Origin of the sequence: Vibrio sp. 10N.222.55.C7 (assembly GCF_041473335.1) — a bacterium.
Taxonomy (GTDB): domain Bacteria; phylum Pseudomonadota; class Gammaproteobacteria; order Enterobacterales; family Vibrionaceae; genus Vibrio; species Vibrio crassostreae_C.
Map to the genome: position 1 here is coordinate 18,002 of NZ_JBFRSC010000072.1, position 18,743 is coordinate 36,744.

The following is an 18,743-nucleotide window of genomic DNA, read 5'->3' on the forward strand; positions in this document are numbered from 1 at the left end:
TTAAGATTTATCAGTCTTAAGAGTTATCAGCCTTTGGCTTACGGCTTGCTGCACGCTTTTTCTTAGCGCGAGCTTTAGCAGCACCGGTTTTATTCGCTGGCTTTTTCTTCTTAGCAGGGCCTTCGCTGCTTCCGTCAGGTCGCTTAGTTGGCTCAACCATAGGCTTCGCTGATACACCTGGCTTATTACTCTTCACTGCTGAGCGCTTCTTGCTTTTCGCCTTTTTCATCGCTTCTGCTGCACGCTTCTTGGCTGTTTTGCCTTTGCCACGCGGCTGACGATCAGTGTCTTCTAAGTCAAAGTCGATTTGGCGAGTTTCTAAATTAACCGCAGAAACCTTCACTTTAACCGAATCACCCAAGCGGTAGATATTACCTGAGCTTTCACCCACTAGACGCTGACCAACAGCATCAAATTGGTAGTAATCATTCGCTAGCGCTGAGATGTGTACCAAGCCATCAATGTGCAGTTCAGTTAGACGAACAAAGAAGCCAAAACCAGTCACGTTGGCAATCACACCATCCATCACCTCACCGACATGGTCTTGCATGTATTCACACTTCAACCAGTCGTTTACTTCACGCGTTGCGTCATCAGCACGACGTTCAGTCATTGAACACTGCTCGCCGTAGAAGTCCATATCATCGAAAGTGTAGTGGTAACCACCAGTTGGCGTCCAACGTTCGCTGTTACGACCTTCTTCTTTCGCAATAAGGTACTTAATCGCGCGGTGCAATAGCAAATCTGGGTAACGACGAATTGGCGAGGTAAAGTGAGCATAGCGTTTAAGAGCTAAACCAAAGTGACCCGCGTTATCCGCGTTGTATACCGCTTGCTTCATTGAGCGTAGCAGCATAGTTTGGATTAATTCACGATCTTCACGTTCATTAATCTGTTGCATCAGTTGTGCATAGTCTACTGGTGATGGCGACAGACCACCTTCCAGTGTTAAACCTAGCTCACTAAGGAAGCTCTTGAAGCCCATTAAGCGCTCTTCGCCCGGAGTTTCGTGAACACGGTACAGCGCAGGCTCTTTCGCTTTTTCTACGTAAGATGCCGATGCGATATTCGCAAGAATCATACATTCTTCGATGATCTTGTGTGCATCGTTACGAATTACTGGCTCAATACGGTCAATCTTACGATCCGCATTGAAGATAAACTTAGTTTCTACCGTTTCAAATTCAATCGCACCACGTTCGTCACGCGTTTTCTTAAGCACCTTATACATCTTATGAAGCTCTTCAAGATGTGGTACTTCAGGTTCGTAACGCTCACGTAATTCTTCATTGCCATCTAAGATCGCGCCTACTTTGTTATAAGTAAGACGAGCATGAGAATTCATTACCGCTTCGTAGTGCTTGTAGCCTGACAGTTTACCTTTGTCTGAGATAGTCATCTCACACACCATACATAAACGGTCTACCTGAGGGTTCAATGAACACAAACCATTTGAAAGCACTTCTGGCAGCATTGGCACGACTTGTGACGGGAAGTATACCGAGTTACCACGGTTAATCGCTTCTTTGTCTAGCGCGGTATCTGGGCGAACGTAGTAACTTACGTCAGCAATCGCTACCCATAGACGCCAGCCGCCGCCTTTCTTCGCTTCACAGTAAACCGCATCATCGAAGTCACGCGCATCTTCACCATCAATGGTAACCAATGGCAGTTTACGCAGGTCTACACGTCCTTCTTTTGCTTCTTCAGGAACATGCTCACCTAGGTTTTCGATTTGCTTATCTACCGCTTCAGGCCACTCTTGTGGGATCTGGTGAGTACGGATCGCAATCTGCGTTTCCATACCCGGCGCCATGTTTTCACCAAGAACTTCGGTTACTTTCCCCATCATGTTACGAGAACGACCACCGCGATCCGTAATTTCAATCACAACCACATTACCCATTCGAGCACCGCCTTTATGCTCAGTAGGGATCTGGATGTCGTGACTAATACGCGAATCATCAGCAACAACGTAAGAATGGCCGTACTCTAGGAAGAAGCGACCAACAAGTGGCGTTTTACGCTCTTCAAGCACACGAACCAAGCGACCTTCACGACGGCCACGCTTACTGTTGTCAGTAGGCTGAACCAATACGTAATCACCGTGCATGATGGTTTTCATCTGATGATGCGGCAGCACGATATCATTGTCTTTACCCACACTGCCGTCTGGGCGAACCCAACCATGACCGTCTTTATGACCAATCACATAGCCTTTGATCAGTTCCATCTTCTCAGGCAATGCGTAGCACTGACGACGAGTAAAGATAAGCTGTCCATCACGCTCCATTGCACGCAAACGACGACGCAGCCCTTCATATTGTTCCTCTCCAGCAAGACCCAAAGCTTCGAATAGATCGTTGCGGTTCATCGGAATATTCGCGTCTGTTAGAAACGAAATAATGAACTCTCGGCTTGGTACTGGGTTATCGTAATTTTTCGACTCTCGGTCGGCAAAAGGATCAACAGTGGTTGTCGCTGTCGTATTTTCTGACGTTGGTGTGTTTTTTGACATAGGCGGGCCTGCTTAAGCAAGGAAGGTATATACCCCTAGTATATCTGATGCTAGGGGTAAGCTACAGATATGCTTTAGAAAACACTCAAATAACCTCAGATTGATACATATCTTCACTTTGTGAAACATCGCTTCATAGACGTGGATTATCATCAAAATTTCAAGCAAACGATAAAACAAACGTTTGCGCCATGAATGAAATACACTATTATCCACGCACTTTACCAACTCCTGTTCTGGGTATGATATGAAACTAAAACGCACTTTATTGGCTTCAGCTATGGCGAGCCTAGCGCTGTTCCCATTCGCAAGTTCGGCAATGGAAAAGGCTGACCTGATGATTACCGATGCGATGGTTCTAACCATGAACCAAGACAAAACGGTTTATGAAAGCGGTACTGTTGTGGTCAAAGACAACAAAATCATTGCGGTTGGTGATGCTTCACTAGAGAAGCAGTACCAAGCTAAGCAAGTGTTAGACGTTGATGGCGATATCGTTATGCCAGGTCTCATCAATACCCATACTCATGTATCAATGACAGTTTTCCGTTCGTTAGCCGATGATGTGCCAGATCGCCTGCACCGTTACATCTTTCCGCTAGAGAAGAAGCTAGTATCGCGAGACATGGTACGCATTGGTGCCAACCTAGGTAACGTTGAAATGGTGAAAGGCGGTGTGACAACTTACGCCGACATGTACTACTTCGAAGATGAAGTCGCAAAAACCGTCGATAAGATCGGTATGCGTGCCATCCTAGGTGAAACGGTGATTAAGTTCCCAGTCGCCGATGCGGCCAACGCAGAAGAAGGCATTAAGTACGCGTTGAACTTCATTGAAGAATACAAAGATCACCCACGCATCACACCAGCGTTTGCCCCGCATGCGCCTTACACCAACACCACAGAGATCCTTCAGAAAATATCTAAACTATCCCTAGAATTAGATGTTCCAGTAATGATTCACCTTGCAGAATCACACCGTGAAGAAGAGAAAATCGCAGAGCGTTCTGATGGATTGTCCCCGGTTCAATACATGGACAGCATTGGCGCACTCAACAAGAACTTGGTGGGTGCACACATGATCCTTGTTGACGATCATGATATCGAACTGGTGAAGAAATCGGATATGGGTGTAGCTCATAACATGAGTGCTAACATCAAGTCAGCAAAAGGTGTATCACCTGCCCTTAAGATGTATGACGAGAACGTGCGTATCGGTTTAGGTACTGATGGCCCAATGTCTGGTAACACACTGAGCACCATTGATGAGTTCAACCAAGTCGCTAAAGTTCACAAGCTAGTTAACAAAGATCGTGCTGCGATGCCGCCGATCAAAGTGATCGACATGGCGACAATGGGAGCAGCAAAAGCGCTGCACATGGAAGATAAGATCGGCTCTCTTGAAGCAGGCAAACTGGCTGACATCATAGTGATCGATACTAAGGCGCCAAACATGGTTCCAGTCTACAACCCATACTCAGCACTGGTGTACTCAGCTAACTCAGGCAATGTTCGTCACTCCATCGTTGATGGCAAGATCATCATGCAAGATCGCGACATGCTAACGGTAGACGAAGATAAGATTCGTCAAGAAGCACTCGATTTCACCAAGGTTGTTCGTGAAACGGTGATTGAGTCTGGTGAGGTGGTTCAATAACGCTACCGAATTAGATAAACGGTTTTCCGTTCAGATCAAAAAAGGCCTCGCTGATGAATCTCAGCGAGGCCTTTTTAATACGAGTTTTTTAGATGATTAACGAGTGCAGTCATTAATCATCATTGCTCATTCAATAATCTGTCTTACCAGAATACGTCTCGACGTTTTGCTCGAGCAATAATATTGTCTGGCATTCTCTGTTCCAGACCGCTACGAAGCACAGTGATACGTCTGTGTTGTCTTTGATCTGCGGTTACCGAATTATACAACCAACGGTAAGCATCTTCATAATCCAATGGGCTACCGTAGTCACGTAACAAGAGTTCCGCTAAGTGAATGCTCGCACTTAAGTTACCCATCGAGGCTGCTTCACGTAGATACGGAATCGCACGCTCTTGATCTTGTTGTACCAAAGTACCACGAGAGTAATAACGACCTAACTGCTCTAATGCAGCGGGTAAACCTTGATGTGCCGCGTTTTCCATATAGTAAAGGCCAAGCTCTACATCTTGTGGAACACACACACCCCAAGCCAACATATCACCGTATAAAAACTCATAAGAAGGCAAGCTAATACGCGTTGCACGAGCAACGATATCTTCAACTAACTGGCACTTATCAGCTTTCACTCGCTCTAGATGTTGATTATTTTCGATTAAATTAATCAGTTCAGCTTCTGTATATATTGGAACGGGCTCTCCCACATCAGCCAAATTAGCATGACTCAAGGGTGAGCTCAGCGCCATTATTAATGAAGCTGCCACAATTCGTAGCTTCATACCTGCACTCTATTATCTGTCGCTAAAGTTATCTATTGAGGGGTGCAGAGGATTTCTACACGCACAAAACAGGGTGAACTTCACTTTCCATGATATCTGTATCGGCAATAACCCCGACGGCTTTAGACAAAACTTGCCGCTAATGGGCAATATTTTGCCTGATGACGCTTAAAAGATCACCATCAAAGAGTGAACGGCTAAATTGCAGGTATTAAAAAGCCGACTTAATAAAGTCGGCTTTTAGAAAACTATTTTATTATCAAAGCACTGTTCGTGCCTGGTAATCACTCAGCAGGCATTATGCGCCGTATGGGTGAACCTTGATGATAGTTTCGTTACGATCTGGGCCAGTTGATACGATATCAATTGGAACGCCAGTTAGGTCTTCGATACGCTTGATGTAATCTAGAGCAGCTTGTGGAAGCGCGTCGATAGATTTAGCACCAAATGTGTTTTCAGACCAACCAGGCATTGTTTCGTAGATTGGCGTCGCTTCTTCGAATGACTCAGCAGCCATTGGAGAAACTTCTAGGATAGAACCATCTTTCATCTTGTAACCAGTACAGATTTTTAGTTCTTCTAGGCCATCTAGAACGTCTAGTTTAGTTAGACACATACCAGATAGAGAGTTGATTTGGATTGCACGACGCATAGCAACAGCATCGAACCAACCAGTACGACGTAGACGACCAGTTGTTGCGCCAAACTCGTGACCAACATCGCCTAGGTGTTTACCAACTGGGTCTTGCTTCTCAAGGCCATCGTATAGCTCAGTAGGGAATGGACCTGAACCAACACGAGTACAGTAAGCCTTAGTAATACCAAGGATGTAACCGATGTGACGAGGACCGAAACCAGAACCTGCAGCAACACCACCAGCAGTCGTGTTAGAAGACGTTACGTATGGGTAAGTACCGTGGTCGATATCTAGTAGCGTACCTTGAGCACCTTCGAACATGATCTTGTCGCCGCGCTTACGTGCTGCGTCTAGTTCGTCAGTTACGTCGATAACCATCGCAGTTAACATATCTGCGTAGCTCATCGCTTGCTCAAGAACTTCTTCGTAGCTTACTGTTTCAGCTTTGTAGAAGTGCTCTAGTTGGAAGTTGTGGAATTCCATCACTTCTTTTAGCTTCTCAGCAAATGCTTCTTTATCGAAAAGGTCGCCAACGCGTAGACCGCGACGAGCAACTTTATCTTCGTAAGCAGGACCGATACCACGACCCGTTGTACCGATAGCTTTAGCGCCACGAGCGATTTCACGCGCGTTGTCGATTGCAATGTGGTACGGAAGAATTAGAGGACAAGCTTCAGAGATGAAAAGACGTTCACGTACTGGAATACCGCGATCTTCAAGAGGCTTCATTTCTTTTAGAAGTGCGTCAGGCGATAATACTACACCGTTACCAATAACACATTTAACGTTATTACGTAGGATGCCTGATGGAATTAAGTGAAGAACGGTTTTTTCACCGTCAATTACAAGTGTGTGACCTGCATTGTGACCGCCTTGGTAGCGAACCACGTATTTTGCATCTTCAGTTAAAAGGTCAACGATTTTACCTTTACCTTCATCACCCCATTGGGTGCCTAGAACGACTACGTTATTTCCCATCTTTCCAATTTCTGTTGCTAATTAAAAATGGATTCTAGCACTGAATCACACTTCTTGCAGTCACTTTTTGTTCATAAACGTTAACGCTGTACAAAAATAAACCAGCCATAACTGGGGGCAGATGTGTAAAGATACTGATATCATTGATTTTTTACAGACAAAAGGCAGAACCATGTCTCAATCAATTTGGCTCGCTATTGGGCTCGTACTTATTGTGGAAGGGCTCGGCCCCTTGATTGCACCCAATGGCTGGAGAAACATGGTCGCGCAACTGAGCGAGCAACCAGACACGCAACTGCGCCGCATTGGAGGCTGTCTTGTGGTGGCTGGAGCGGTTATCGCTTTCATGACCTACCGCTAGGTTTCTATAAGTACTAATCTGTTTATAAGTACCACTCTGTTAAGCGCCTTCCCTCGCGCCCCAATAGTGAATCCACAAACATGTCTCCTCCTGAAAGAAGTCATAGAAAACAAAAAGGCTCCCACAATGGGAGCCTTTTAAGTTTTAACGTATTTTGCTTATTAAGCTAAGCATTCGCTAACGCATCAGCTTATTTTGCTGGAGCGCCGCTTGCTTGATTCATGTATTGGAAGAAGTCAGTCTTCGGATCCAGTACTAGAATGTCGCTCTTATCGCTAAATGATGTCTCATAAGCTTGCAATGAACGCATGAAGCCGTAGAACTCAGGATCTTTGCTGAACGCATCAGAGTAGATCTTCGCTGCTTCTGCATCCGCATCACCACGAGTGATTCGAGCTGTACGGTCAGCTTCAGCAAGAACTGTTGCCACTTCTAGCTCAGCTTGAGCACGGATAACTTCCGCTTTCTCACGACCTTGAGAACGGTGTCTACGAGCAACCGATTCACGTTCTGCACGCATACGGCGGTAGATAGATTCACTGATTTCGTCAGGAAGGTTAATCTTCTTCATACGAAAATCAACAACTTCAACACCTAAATCAGCCATCGCACTTTCTGCCGTTCCAGACAAAACGTTTTCCATGATCTTATCGCGTTCGCCATCAACTTCTAGTGCTTCTGCAGCCGCTACCGTTGTGACGACTTCGCTATCAGCAGAGTCTGGCAGGATGTCCTTGTTACGAGGGCCTGACACGATCTGCTTAATTTCACGAGAACCAATTTCAGAACGAAGAACATCTGTCACTTTACGCTCAAGAAGTGCTTCTGCCGTCATGATATTACCGCCACCGGTACTCAGATAGAAACGTCCAAAATCAGCAATACGCCATTTTGCGTAAGTATCAATTAGAACGTCTTTTTTCTCTGATGTTACGAAACGGTCAGAACGGCCATCCATCGTTTGAATACGAGCATCAAGTACTTTTACGCGATCAAACATCGGTAGTTTAAAGTGCAGACCTGGTTCATAGATTCGTGATACGCCGTTGTCATCGAGAACTCGACCAAAACGAATTACCATGCCACGCTCACCTTCTTGAATCACAAACACTGACATCAATAGAAGGGCAATCGTCACAACTAATACAGGGATCATTAATTTACGCATTATTAGTATCTCCCTTGGCGTGAACTGTCTGAACGAGTTTGAGTGCTAGGCTTTGGATCCGCTTGAGTTTCTAACTCAATTTGATCGTAAGTTGATGATGCTTTTGCAGGGCGAGAGCCCGACTGAGAACCACCTTGTGCGCCTAGCTTATCAATTGGTAGGTATAGCAAGTTACCGCTTGATTCAGAATCAATCAGGACTTTCGATGTGCTTGAGTACACTTTTTCCATTGTATCTAGGTACATACGGTTACGTGTTACTTCAGGAGCAGCTTGGTATTCAGGTAGCAGTTTCTCGAATTGAGCAACTTGACCTAGAGCACCATTAACTGTGCGCTCTGAGTAACCCACCGCTTCTTTCTTCAAACGCTCAGCACGACCTGTTGCTTTTGGAAGAATGTCATTTCGGTAAGCTTCAGCTTCACGTTCAAAACGCTCTTCATCCTCACGAGCCGCGATAGCATCATCAAATGCATCTTTCACTTGCTCAGGTGGACGTGCTGACTGGAAGTTCACGTCAACAATCAGAATACCCATGTCGTAGCTATCAATAATACGGTTCAACGTTTCTTGAGTGCTTTGACGAATCTGCTGACGACCACTTGTCAGGATACTATCCATTAGTGAGTCACCAATTACCGCACGAAGCGCAGAATCGGTTGCTTGGCGTAAACTGTCGTCTGCATTCGTTACACGATACAAGTACTTGTATGGGTCAGAAACACGGTATTGAACACCCATTTCAACGGTCACAACGTTTTCATCTTTCGTTAGCATCGTGCCAGCAGCACGTAGAGAACGAATCGCTTGAACGTTTACTAGTTGCTCATCACTGATTTCATCGATGAAGCGTGGGTGCCAGTTAAGACCAGGTTCTTCGATACGGTCGAACTGACCCAGTCGAAGTACTACTGCTCTTTCTGCTTCGCCAACAGTGTAGAAACCAGCGAAGAACCAGATAGCAATAGCAATAACGGCAATGACACCAAAGCCAATTGCACCGCCACCACCAATAGATGGTCCGTTGCCGTTGCTACCTTTTTTACCAAACTTGCCACCTAACTTTTGACTTAGTTTATTAAACACTTCGTCTAGATCTGGCGGTCCTTGATCTCGGCCGCCGCGATTATTTTTATTACCCCAAGGGTCATTATCGCGGCCGTTATTATCGCCGTTGTTGTTATTTCCAGGCTCATTCCACGCCATTAGAAAGCTCCATCATTTGATATGACGTTATACTGTAGCAGTCTCTTTGGTAACGATAAAGTCACCTAAGAGCGCCCCTTCTCTTTTTTCAAGTTTAGACCAATCTATTTGTTGCATTCGGATATCTATCAACAAGTTACCATTTTCATCATACTCTTCCTGTTGAATACATTTCATCTCGAAGAATAAGCTGCGAATGCGACCCTGATGTTGATGTGGAATACACAACCGGAATTGAACCATCTGGCTAGCTAAACGCTCAGTTAAAGCTTCAAACAGTAGCTCAATACCTTCTCCTTCCATTGCAGAAACCCAAACAGCGCGAGGTGCGCCCTCTTCGTCTCTTTCAATTCGAGGTTTTTGGTCTTCCATGCAGTCAATTTTGTTCATGACTACAAGGGTTGGCACTTCATGAGCATCGATTTCTTCTAATACTTCATGAACAGCCTGAATGTTCTCACGAAAACGGTCATCACTGGCATCAACAACATGTAACAAAATGTCAGCTTCCTGCGTCTCTTGTAATGTTGCCTTGAACGCAGCGACCAAGTCGTGTGGTAGATGACGGATAAAACCTACGGTATCTGCGAGAATTGCAGGCCCGACATCTGCCAAATCAATCTTACGTAGTGTTGGGTCTAGGGTTGCAAACAGTTGGTCTGCCGCATAAACACCAGCACTTGTGATGCGATTGAAAAGTGTTGATTTCCCTGCGTTGGTATAACCAACCAAAGAAATTGTTGGGATTTCAGCTCGATTACGAGCACGTCGTCCTTGTTCACGCTGCTTAGCGACTTTCGCTAAACGACGTAGTATTGCCTTTATACGGTCACGCAACAAACGTCGATCGGTTTCCAGTTGAGTTTCACCTGGACCACGAAGACCAATACCACCTTTCTGCCTTTCAAGGTGAGTCCAACCACGAATCAATCGAGTAGAGATATGACGAAGCTGAGCGAGCTCAACTTGTAGCTTACCTTCATGAGTTCGCGCACGTTGTGCAAAAATATCTAAGATCAAACCCGTGCGATCAATCACACGACATTTACACAATTGCTCGAGGTTGCGCTCTTGGGCAGGAGAGAGGGAGTGGTTAAAAATCACAATTTCAGCACCGGTCAGCTGAACAGCTTGTGCGATTTCTAGGGCTTTACCTTCTCCAACGTAGTATTTAGGGAGTGGGGATTGTCGGCTACCAGTAATCACTTGTAGCGTTTCTACCCCCGCTGAGGAGACCAGCATTTCACATTCGCTTAGATCTTCCCATTCTCCCTCTTGCGTGAAGTTGATATGAACAAGTACGGCTCGCTCGCCGGATTCATAACGGTCAAACAAGCAACCAACTCCTTATTACAGCGCAAGCTGTACAAATTGAACGATTAATCTTCAGTCTTCTCTGGACGATCAGATGGCGTGCGTTGCTCGCCGCTGTGGTGACTAACTGCGCGAGCAGGTACCACAGTAGAAATCGCATGCTTGTAAACCATTTGGTTTACTGTGTTCTTCAATAAGATCACGAATTGATCGAAAGACTCGATCTGACCTTGCAGCTTAATGCCGTTAACAAGATAGATAGAGACTGGAATGCGCTCACGACGGAGTGCATTTAGGAATGGGTCTTGTAGCGATTGCCCCTTAGCCATTTTATTTTCCTTATTTGTATTTTGTTGTAATTATTTAGCTAGTGGTGCACAAAAAGGTGCGGCCTTTGCATCTGAGCTAAATGAATAAAAAAACTCCGTTGTTATTGAAAGGCTGTGATTTTTAAAAGCCTCAATAACGGATCCTTTCCAGAGTATATTCACGCAAAAGCGATCACATTATACACAGCAATACTAATCAGATGCTATTGCATCTGAAAGAGTTTCTAACGCTTGATCAATGTTTTCGCTATCTAACCAAGTTAAATCATCCCAACTGCGCAACCAGGTGATTTGTCGCTTGGCCAACTGACGGGTTGCACAGACACCACGGAAAACCGCTTCGTCTAAATCACAATTACCGTCTAAATAATCCCACATCTGCCTATAACCAACGCATCGGATCGATGGCAGTTCAGGGTGAAGATCTTCTCTGGCGTACAACGCCTTCATTTCATCTTCAAACCCAGCTTCTATCATCTTCTCGAAACGCAGCTCAATGCGGCGATGGAGTTCAGTCCTTTCCTTGGGAGCTATTGCAAATTGTTTTACACGAAATGGCAGGCTATCGCCTTTCGTTTGAGTTAGCTCTGTTAATGTTTTACCCGAAATTCGGTAAACTTCCAATGCCCTTGAAAGCCTTTGTGGATCATTTGGGTGTATTCTTTCAGCGGATACGGGATCTATCTCTCTTAATTGATCGTGCAATGCCTGCCAACCTTGTTCGATAGATTCCGCTTCAATCTGCTTACGAATCTCTTGATCCGCGGCTGGTAATGGCGATAAACCTTCCAACAATGCTTTGTAGTACAGCATTGTGCCACCAACAAGTAACGGGATTTTGCCTTCCGCTACAATCTTATTCATTTCATTGATCGCATCACGACGAAAATCTGCCGCAGAATACGCTTCGCTTGGATCCAAAATATCAATCAAGCGATGAGGCGCGAGCTCAAGCTCTTCCGCATCCGGTTTAGCGGTACCAATATCCATGTCTTTGTAGATCAATGCCGAATCGACGCTGATGATCTCTACAGGGTATTTCTGACGTAAGCGGATAGCTAAATCTGTTTTTCCTGACGCCGTTGGGCCCATTAAAAACAACGCTAAAGGTAATTTTTCAGTCATGATATTTTGTATTTGCTTCTCTGTTTTAGCGCTTTTTAGCAAAGGGCTTTGTGTCGCGACGTATTCAGCTAAAAAGACAAAGGTCGTCGCGAAAAAATTAAACCGTAAACGCGGCTATAGTCGCTGAAAAGTCGATAGGATTAACAAACTCTGGATCATCTAATGGAAGTAGACCATGCCAAAGTTGTTCTAGTTCCCCAACTAGTTGAACCGCTTCAGATAAAGTGTAGTCGCTTTTTACTTGTGCGGTTTGAATCCCGATCCAGTTAACCAAAGCTGACAACATGTCATTAGGTTGCTTCACTGCACCCTGGGCATTTATTGAAGCCGCGTAAGATAACAGATCTGGGATCAAAATTTGTAAGTTTTGCTGCCTTAAAGGAGAAGGCACGCCCATCACCATTACCGCCTCGCTGTTTCGCGCCTTAAGCTCAATCCCCAGTAATGCCAGAGTTTGACTCAGCGCCTTAGCAACTTCGACAAGTTCACTACCCAGCTTAATCGATAAAGGCACCAATAGTGGTTGGCTTTTTAACGCACCACCTCGAGTATCAAGCTGACCAACAACACGCAATAACTCAGCCTTAGCCAAGGAAACCAGCACACTGCCGTTCTTATTGCCCATTACCAGATACTGACGTTCCACAATCGAGACCGCTTTGCCCAAGTCCGTTACAGGTGCTCTTGGCTTTAAATGAACAGGATTCTGTTGAGCAGGCTTAGCTTCTTTATTTTCTTTATTTTCTAAGTTGTCTCTGGTTTCTACTGGTGCCACATGCTCTTGAGAAAGTGAAGGCTGTACAACTTGCTCATCAAAATCTGGCGTTTTCAGAAGCTCTTTATAGGCTTTCACTTCTCGCTTAGATGGCGCGGGTTCACCATGATGTTGGTGTGGCTCTTTCTCTTTTTTAGGTTCAGGTCGAGACTCTATCCACTCTTGGCGAGAGGAACCGGTAAAACTGCTGTCACTAGTAGCCGAGCTTCGGCCAGCAGATGAACTTGGACTGGTTGATGAGCTTGGGCTAATTGATGAAACATAATGTCGCCCACCATCATTAACGCTGTGTTGAGGCTTATCAAAAGCGTGCTCTGATTCTGCTTTTCTCGGGTAGGCAGGCGTTTGCTCAATAGCGTGTCGCACCCTATCCGAAACTTGGGTTTGATCCGAACGGCTAAGCATTACGCTTTCTGGCTCAGCGAAACTTGCAACACCATCAACTGCAGAGCTCGTACTATCTTGCTGATGATGAATCACTTCTGACTGATGAAAAGCCGACTGATTGATTGGTGCAGCATCGATCTGCTTGCTCTGCGCTAAACCATCACTCAATGCTTGGTAAATAAAGTCATGCACAAGGCGCGCTTGATGAAAACGCACTTCATGTTTTGCAGGGTGGACATTCACGTCCACCTGATGTGGGTCGAGTTCAATGAACAACACATACGTCGCGAATTGGTCTGGACGCAGGCTGGTTTCGTAGCTTTGACGAATCGCATGATTGATCAGCTTGTCACGCATCATACGACCATTCACATAGCAGTATTGCAGGTCGCTTTGTTGTCTTGCTCCTTCTGGCGTGGTGATCCAGCCATGAAGTTTTAGGCCTTGATGCTCAAGTTCGATCTTAAGCATATGACGAACAAAAGGATTGCCACATACCGCAGCGATTCGCTTTTCTGCTTGAACTTGTGTTTTTGCAGCGCGGTACTGACGAATCATCTTGCCGTTATGACGAAGGTTGATCGTCACATCAAAACGACTCAATGCGATGCGTTTAAGCAACTCATCAATATGGGTGAATTCAGTTTTCTCGGTGCGTAAGAATTTGCGGCGTGCTGGCGTATTAAAGAACAGGTCCAACACCTCAACCGAAGTGCCAATAGGATGCGCCGCAGGCTGCAGTTTCACCTGCATATCACGGCCTTCACTGTGTGCTGCCCAAGCTTGATCTTGAGTGGCAGGGCGTGACGTCATGGTTAAGCGCGCAACCGAGCTAATACTCGCCAGCGCTTCACCACGGAAACCGAGGCTGACGATCGCCTCTAGGTCATCAAGAGTGTGGATTTTGGAGGTAGCATGACGACTCAGTGCCAAGGCAAGCTCATCTTTTACGATGCCTTTACCATTGTCACGAACGCGGATCATCTTGGCGCCACCTTTCTCGATATCAATATCGATACGTGTCGCACCAGAATCCAAACTGTTCTCAACCAACTCTTTTACAACAGAAGCGGGTCTTTCTACCACCTCACCCGCTGCGATTTGGTTAGCTAACCGAGCTGGCAGTATTTTGATCGTCATATTTATAGCTACCTTACTGCCATTGATGGAAACGCTGCTACGTTTGCACTAGTTCTTATTTTTTATCATTGATATACCTGAAGCTGTTTAGCATTCCCAAGACTACTTGTGAGGAATAATCAACACTTGGCCGATAGCTAGACTGTCAGATCTTAGCTTATTCGCTTGGCGAATGCTGTTGACGCTCACGCCGTATTTCGAAGCTATCTTGCCAAGGTAATCACCTCTTGCAACTTTGTGTTTGCGCAGAGGAACATCTTTAACTTCAACCGTAATACGTAACTTTTGGCCTACTCTCACCGTCTCTGATTTCAAACGGTTCTCACGTTTAATATCAGCCACCGACACTTTATAGCGGCTGGCGATCTTACCTAGGTACTCTCCAGACTTAACCGTGTGAGTGATGGTCTTCGTTTTAACCGCACTGCTTGATGATGAAGTTGAAGCACTGCCTGGAATCTTAAGTACTTGGCCAATTGCTAGGCTGCTCGATTTCAGATTGTTGAACTTCATCAACGTCTGTGTCGACGTACCATACTTGCTCGCAATCACAGACAAAGACTCACCACGAGAGACTTTATGTTGGCTCACGCTGCCCGTTGATGACGTTGCGTTAGACAAGATAATCCCTTCAGGCGGGTTAGCCTTCAAATACTTAACCACCGCTTTAGTCACTGCTCGTGCCAATTTATCTTGGTGCGAACGTTGGAAAAGAAGCTTCTCTTCCGTCGGATTCGAAATAAAACCTGTCTCTACCAGTACTGATGGGATCTGTGGTGAACGTAATACTGCTAAGCTGGTGTTAATCGGCTTGCTATTGTGCAGTTTCGCAACCTTACCCATTTCAGACAGAATTGCCGTTGCCAGTTTGTAGCCCTCTTTTTGAGAGTGGCTAAACTGCAAATCAAGCAGGGTTTGGTTTACGTTCTTATCATCAATATTGCTTGTGAACGCTGCACCGCTACCACCAAGCAATTCAGACTGTTTCTCTTTATTCTCAATCCAACGAGAGATCTCTGTATTTGCGCGTCGAGTGTTCAATACAAACACTGAACCACCTCTTGGTTGAGGCGTCGTAAAGGCGTCGGCGTGAATAGAGATCAACAGGTGAGCTTCATTCTCTCGAGCAATCGCAACACGTCGATTCAGGTTCACAAAGTAATCAGCATTACGAGTCATACGAGTTTTGATCCCCGGGACCGCATTCAGTTGAGCTGCTAACTTCTTAGAAATACTTAGAGTCGCGTCTTTTTCGTATTTACGCGTAGGACCAATCGAACCTGGGTCTTCACCACCGTGGCCAGGATCAATCACAATTAGAATATCTTTCTGGCGCTTAACCTGATTAATGTTCTTACTTACCGTTGGCTTACTCGGTGTCGATGTCGCTTTACTTGCCGCACCATGAGGTAAGTCGATCACCAAACGGTGTCCATACTGACCACCTGGGGTCGGGCTCAGTTTGAATAATTCTGCTTTAGACGACTTCTTTAACTCAAAAACCAAGCGATAGGTGTTTTTGTCTGGCGGTGAGCTCTTACGAATCTTAGATAGAACAGGGCTGTCTTTCACCTCGACCGGTAACTTAGTCGCAAGACTGGTATTTTTTAAATCAACCACTAAGCGACTCGGGCTACTCAGGGTGAAATAGCTAAAGTCCGCTTCTGATTTTAAGTCGATAACCACACGAGTTTCTTCTGGAGAAGGCCAAACCCTTAAACTTTTCAGTGAGTTTGCAGAAACAAGTGAAGAAAACAGTATAGAAAAAACAGCAGCCATCATGGCCACTGTTGAAATAAGGCGTTTAGAAATCAACATAACTCCAACTGACTAAGTAAGCGCTGTCCGTATTCACTATTAGCGGTTAAAGAAACAATACGGTGATCGTCTTGGTAACGAATATCAATATCCAAATCGGCTTCTGGTAGCATCCCATAACCTTTCTCAGGCCATTCAACCAAACAGATAGCATCCGGAGTAAAGTAGTCACGAATACCCATAAACTCTAACTCTTCAGGATCTGCTAGGCGATAAAGGTCAAAGTGGTACACCTGCCAATCTGCAAGTTGATAAGGTTCAACTAGAGTATACGTTGGGCTTTTTACATTTCCTTGATGGCCAAGTGCTTTTACAAAGCCACGACTGAAAGTCGTTTTACCTGCGCCAAGATCACCATGCAGATAAATAGTCGTCTGCTGTGAGCAAAGATTAGAAAGCTCCGTTCCTAATTGAATCGTTGCTTGTTCATCTTTCAAAGTAAATTGTTTCGTGCTCATGAATACGTTCTCTAAAAATCGATCGTTGACTATATAAAAATCAAAAGAACAAGAATAGTAAACCGTGATGCTTTTGGGAGACAAGCACTCAAGTGTAAGTTCTATGAAAAATACTGATCAAAACGCGTCTGTTCTGGTCAACACCACTAAGATCCGTTAAGATCCGCCCCCATTTTTGCCGAACCTAATTTTAATTAGCCTTATCTCTAATTGTAAAACAGAGAAAATAAGAAATAAGCCATGAATCTAGACCATCTTGCTGAAAAAATTAAAATCTGGGGAAAAGAGCTGGGCTTTCAAAAAGTTGGCATCTGCGATGTTGATTTAAGTGAACACGAAGCCCCTCTTCAAGCATGGCTAGATGCAGGCAACCACGGCGAAATGGATTGGATGGCTCGACATGGGATGATGCGTACACGTCCTGATGAACTTCACCCAGGCACAATTCGAGTGATCAGCGCTCGAATGAACTACCTACCACCAGAAGCTCAGTTCGCCTCTAACCTAAGCGATACCACTCAAGGCTACATCAGCCGCTATTCTTTAGGCCGCGACTATCACAAATTGTTCCGTAACCAGTTGAAAAAGCTAGGACAAAGAATTGAAAAAGAGGTCGAGGGTTTAGACTCACGCCCTTTCGTCGATTCAGCGCCCATTTTGGAAAGACCACTCGCTCAAAAAGCAGGGTTGGGCTGGACAGGTAAACACTCATTAATTCTTGATAAAGACGCTGGCTCTTGGTTCTTTCTAGGGGAGCTGTTAGTTAACATCCCTCTTCCCACGGATGAACCCAGTGTTGATGAGTGCGGCAAATGCACCGCATGTATCACTTCTTGCCCAACGGGTGCCATTATTGCTGATGGCGTGGTTGATGCGCGCAAATGTATTTCGTACTTAACCATTGAATATGATGGTGTGACCCCTGAAGAGTATAGAGATGCCATTGGTAACCGTATCTACGGTTGCGATGATTGTCAGTTAGTTTGCCCGTGGAATCGTCATGCCGAACTCACAGAGCAAACAGACTTTCACCGCAGAGAAGATTTCCAAGAAGCCGATCTGGTTTCACTTTCAAGTTGGGACGAAGCAACCTTCCTAAAGAAAATGGAAGGCTCAGCAATCAGACGTATCGGCCACACCCAGTGGTTACGCAATATCTTTGTTGCGATGGGCAATGCACCATTTCAACAACGCATTATTGAAACCCTGGAGTCTCATCAAGGCAAAAACGAAATGCTTGATGTGCATATTGAGTGGGCTTTGAATAAACAACTACAGCAGTTACCCAACGCTAGCAGTGTGCAAGAAGATAGCTCTACGCAGAAAAATAGCTGTGTGCAAAAAAGTAACAGCAAAATCTCCACCAAAAAGCACAGACTGATACGTATAGTAGAGAAAGGACTACCAAGAGACGCCTAGCCCTTTTGGTATCAACGATTGACAGCGACACCCACATCGATAGTCCAATATTTAAGACAACTCGTTGCACATAATTTGAGAACAATGTTTGACCTTGTTCTCAATTCTAACAATGTGGAAAAAATTCAGAACTCTCGTAAACTTCCGACACCCGAGCAAAGTTAAACACAGTACCGATAAATGATTAAGATCAAAAAACAACAAGTTAACGATCTTTTATTAAATCCAAGATAGGCATCCAACTTGATAAAAAACAACAAGTTACGATCGCTGCAATTCATCTAATATATTGAAAACAAGAAAGATCTTTTAGGGATAGGTAAAGAATTAAGCCTGAAACAACTTTATCAACCAAGTTATCCACACCTAACATTTTGTGGATAAGTCTGTTTATAGATGTGAAAAACCTCAAGTGTCTGCTTCAGAGACCTGATATTTACTAGCATTTCAGTTGCTAAGAAAAATTTAAGACAAAAAAATATCCACCATGATGGAGGATTATTTGCTTTTTTGGGGGATTATGCTTCGCAGCATTAAAGAAAGAGCGTGACCTTTGTGGTCGCCTTTAAACTCTGTGATCTAAAGAAAAACACGGTGGTTTAAAGAATCTTAATAGCTTTTTTAGAAGAAAGCTGGAGCGATACATCGGGTTCGAACCGATGACCTCAACCTTGG

General features: G+C 44.9%; 14 protein-coding genes. 3 read left to right on the forward strand and 11 right to left on the reverse strand.

What is annotated here, in order from left to right; translation table 11 throughout:
- Positions 1-16: 16 nt before the first annotated feature.
- Positions 17-2,518, reverse strand: coding sequence for a ribonuclease R (gene rnr, locus AB4482_RS22205; protein WP_017063179.1), 2,502 nt, complete (start codon positions 2,516-2,518; stop codon positions 17-19).
- A gap of 247 nt (positions 2,519-2,765) precedes the next feature.
- On the opposite strand from rnr, the gene AB4482_RS22210 reads away from it, so the two are divergent.
- On the forward strand, positions 2,766-4,175 hold the full coding sequence (locus tag AB4482_RS22210; protein WP_017063178.1) for an amidohydrolase: 1,410 nt from the start codon (positions 2,766-2,768) through the stop codon (positions 4,173-4,175).
- 143 nt (positions 4,176-4,318) lie between these two features.
- Here AB4482_RS22210 and motX read toward each other — a convergent pair whose 3' ends face one another.
- A complete protein-coding gene (gene motX / locus AB4482_RS22215) occupies positions 4,319-4,954 on the reverse strand; it encodes a flagellar protein MotX (RefSeq protein WP_017063177.1) in 636 nt (211 codons plus the stop codon).
- A 298-nt stretch (positions 4,955-5,252) separates the two neighbouring features.
- Positions 5,253-6,569: an adenylosuccinate synthase gene (locus AB4482_RS22220; protein ID WP_010434108.1), complete on the reverse strand. Its 1,317-nt coding sequence runs from the start codon at positions 6,567-6,569 to the stop codon at positions 5,253-5,255.
- A 172-nt stretch (positions 6,570-6,741) separates the two neighbouring features.
- Between AB4482_RS22220 and AB4482_RS22225 the strand changes: the two genes are divergently transcribed.
- Positions 6,742-6,930 carry a DUF2065 domain-containing protein gene (locus AB4482_RS22225; RefSeq protein ID WP_010434105.1) on the forward strand — a complete coding sequence of 63 codons (189 nt, stop codon included), beginning with the start codon at positions 6,742-6,744 and terminating at the stop codon, positions 6,928-6,930.
- Positions 6,931-7,120: 190 nt separating this feature from the next.
- On the opposite strand, the gene hflC is transcribed toward AB4482_RS22225, so the two are convergent.
- The 8 genes from hflC to tsaE form a co-directional block, all read right to left on the reverse strand.
- Positions 7,121-8,098, reverse strand: coding sequence for a protease modulator HflC (gene hflC / locus AB4482_RS22230; RefSeq protein ID WP_017059930.1), 978 nt, complete (start codon positions 8,096-8,098; stop codon positions 7,121-7,123).
- Between the two features lie 2 nt (positions 8,099-8,100).
- Positions 8,101-9,303, reverse strand: a complete 1,203-nt coding sequence (hflK, locus tag AB4482_RS22235; protein ID WP_102398016.1) for an FtsH protease activity modulator HflK — start codon at positions 9,301-9,303, stop codon at positions 8,101-8,103.
- A gap of 27 nt (positions 9,304-9,330) precedes the next feature.
- Positions 9,331-10,638 carry a ribosome rescue GTPase HflX gene (gene hflX, locus AB4482_RS22240; protein ID WP_017059928.1) on the reverse strand — a complete coding sequence of 436 codons (1,308 nt, stop codon included), beginning with the start codon at positions 10,636-10,638 and terminating at the stop codon, positions 9,331-9,333.
- 44 nt (positions 10,639-10,682) lie between these two features.
- Entirely contained in the window at positions 10,683-10,946 is a 264-nt protein-coding gene (gene hfq, locus AB4482_RS22245; RefSeq protein WP_017059927.1) for an RNA chaperone Hfq, read from the reverse strand.
- A 192-nt stretch (positions 10,947-11,138) separates the two neighbouring features.
- The gene (miaA, locus tag AB4482_RS22250) at positions 11,139-12,071 is read right to left on the reverse strand and encodes a tRNA (adenosine(37)-N6)-dimethylallyltransferase MiaA (protein ID WP_017059926.1); all 933 of its coding nucleotides are present in this window, start codon (positions 12,069-12,071) and stop codon (positions 11,139-11,141) included.
- A gap of 97 nt (positions 12,072-12,168) precedes the next feature.
- The gene (gene mutL, locus AB4482_RS22255) at positions 12,169-14,373 is read right to left on the reverse strand and encodes a DNA mismatch repair endonuclease MutL (RefSeq protein WP_372181720.1); all 2,205 of its coding nucleotides are present in this window, start codon (positions 14,371-14,373) and stop codon (positions 12,169-12,171) included.
- A 102-nt stretch (positions 14,374-14,475) separates the two neighbouring features.
- The gene (locus tag AB4482_RS22260) at positions 14,476-16,191 is read right to left on the reverse strand and encodes an N-acetylmuramoyl-L-alanine amidase (protein ID WP_017067933.1); all 1,716 of its coding nucleotides are present in this window, start codon (positions 16,189-16,191) and stop codon (positions 14,476-14,478) included.
- Positions 16,185-16,649, reverse strand: coding sequence for a tRNA (adenosine(37)-N6)-threonylcarbamoyltransferase complex ATPase subunit type 1 TsaE (tsaE, locus tag AB4482_RS22265; RefSeq protein ID WP_004735870.1), 465 nt, complete (start codon positions 16,647-16,649; stop codon positions 16,185-16,187). Before tsaE ends, AB4482_RS22260 begins: the two co-directional genes overlap by 7 nt.
- A 240-nt stretch (positions 16,650-16,889) precedes the next feature.
- Between tsaE and queG the strand changes: the two genes are divergently transcribed.
- Positions 16,890-18,068 (forward strand): tRNA epoxyqueuosine(34) reductase QueG, encoded by a 1,179-nt coding sequence (gene queG / locus AB4482_RS22270; RefSeq protein ID WP_372181722.1) that lies wholly within the window; start codon positions 16,890-16,892, stop codon positions 18,066-18,068.
- The last annotated feature ends 675 nt before the right edge of the window (positions 18,069-18,743 follow it).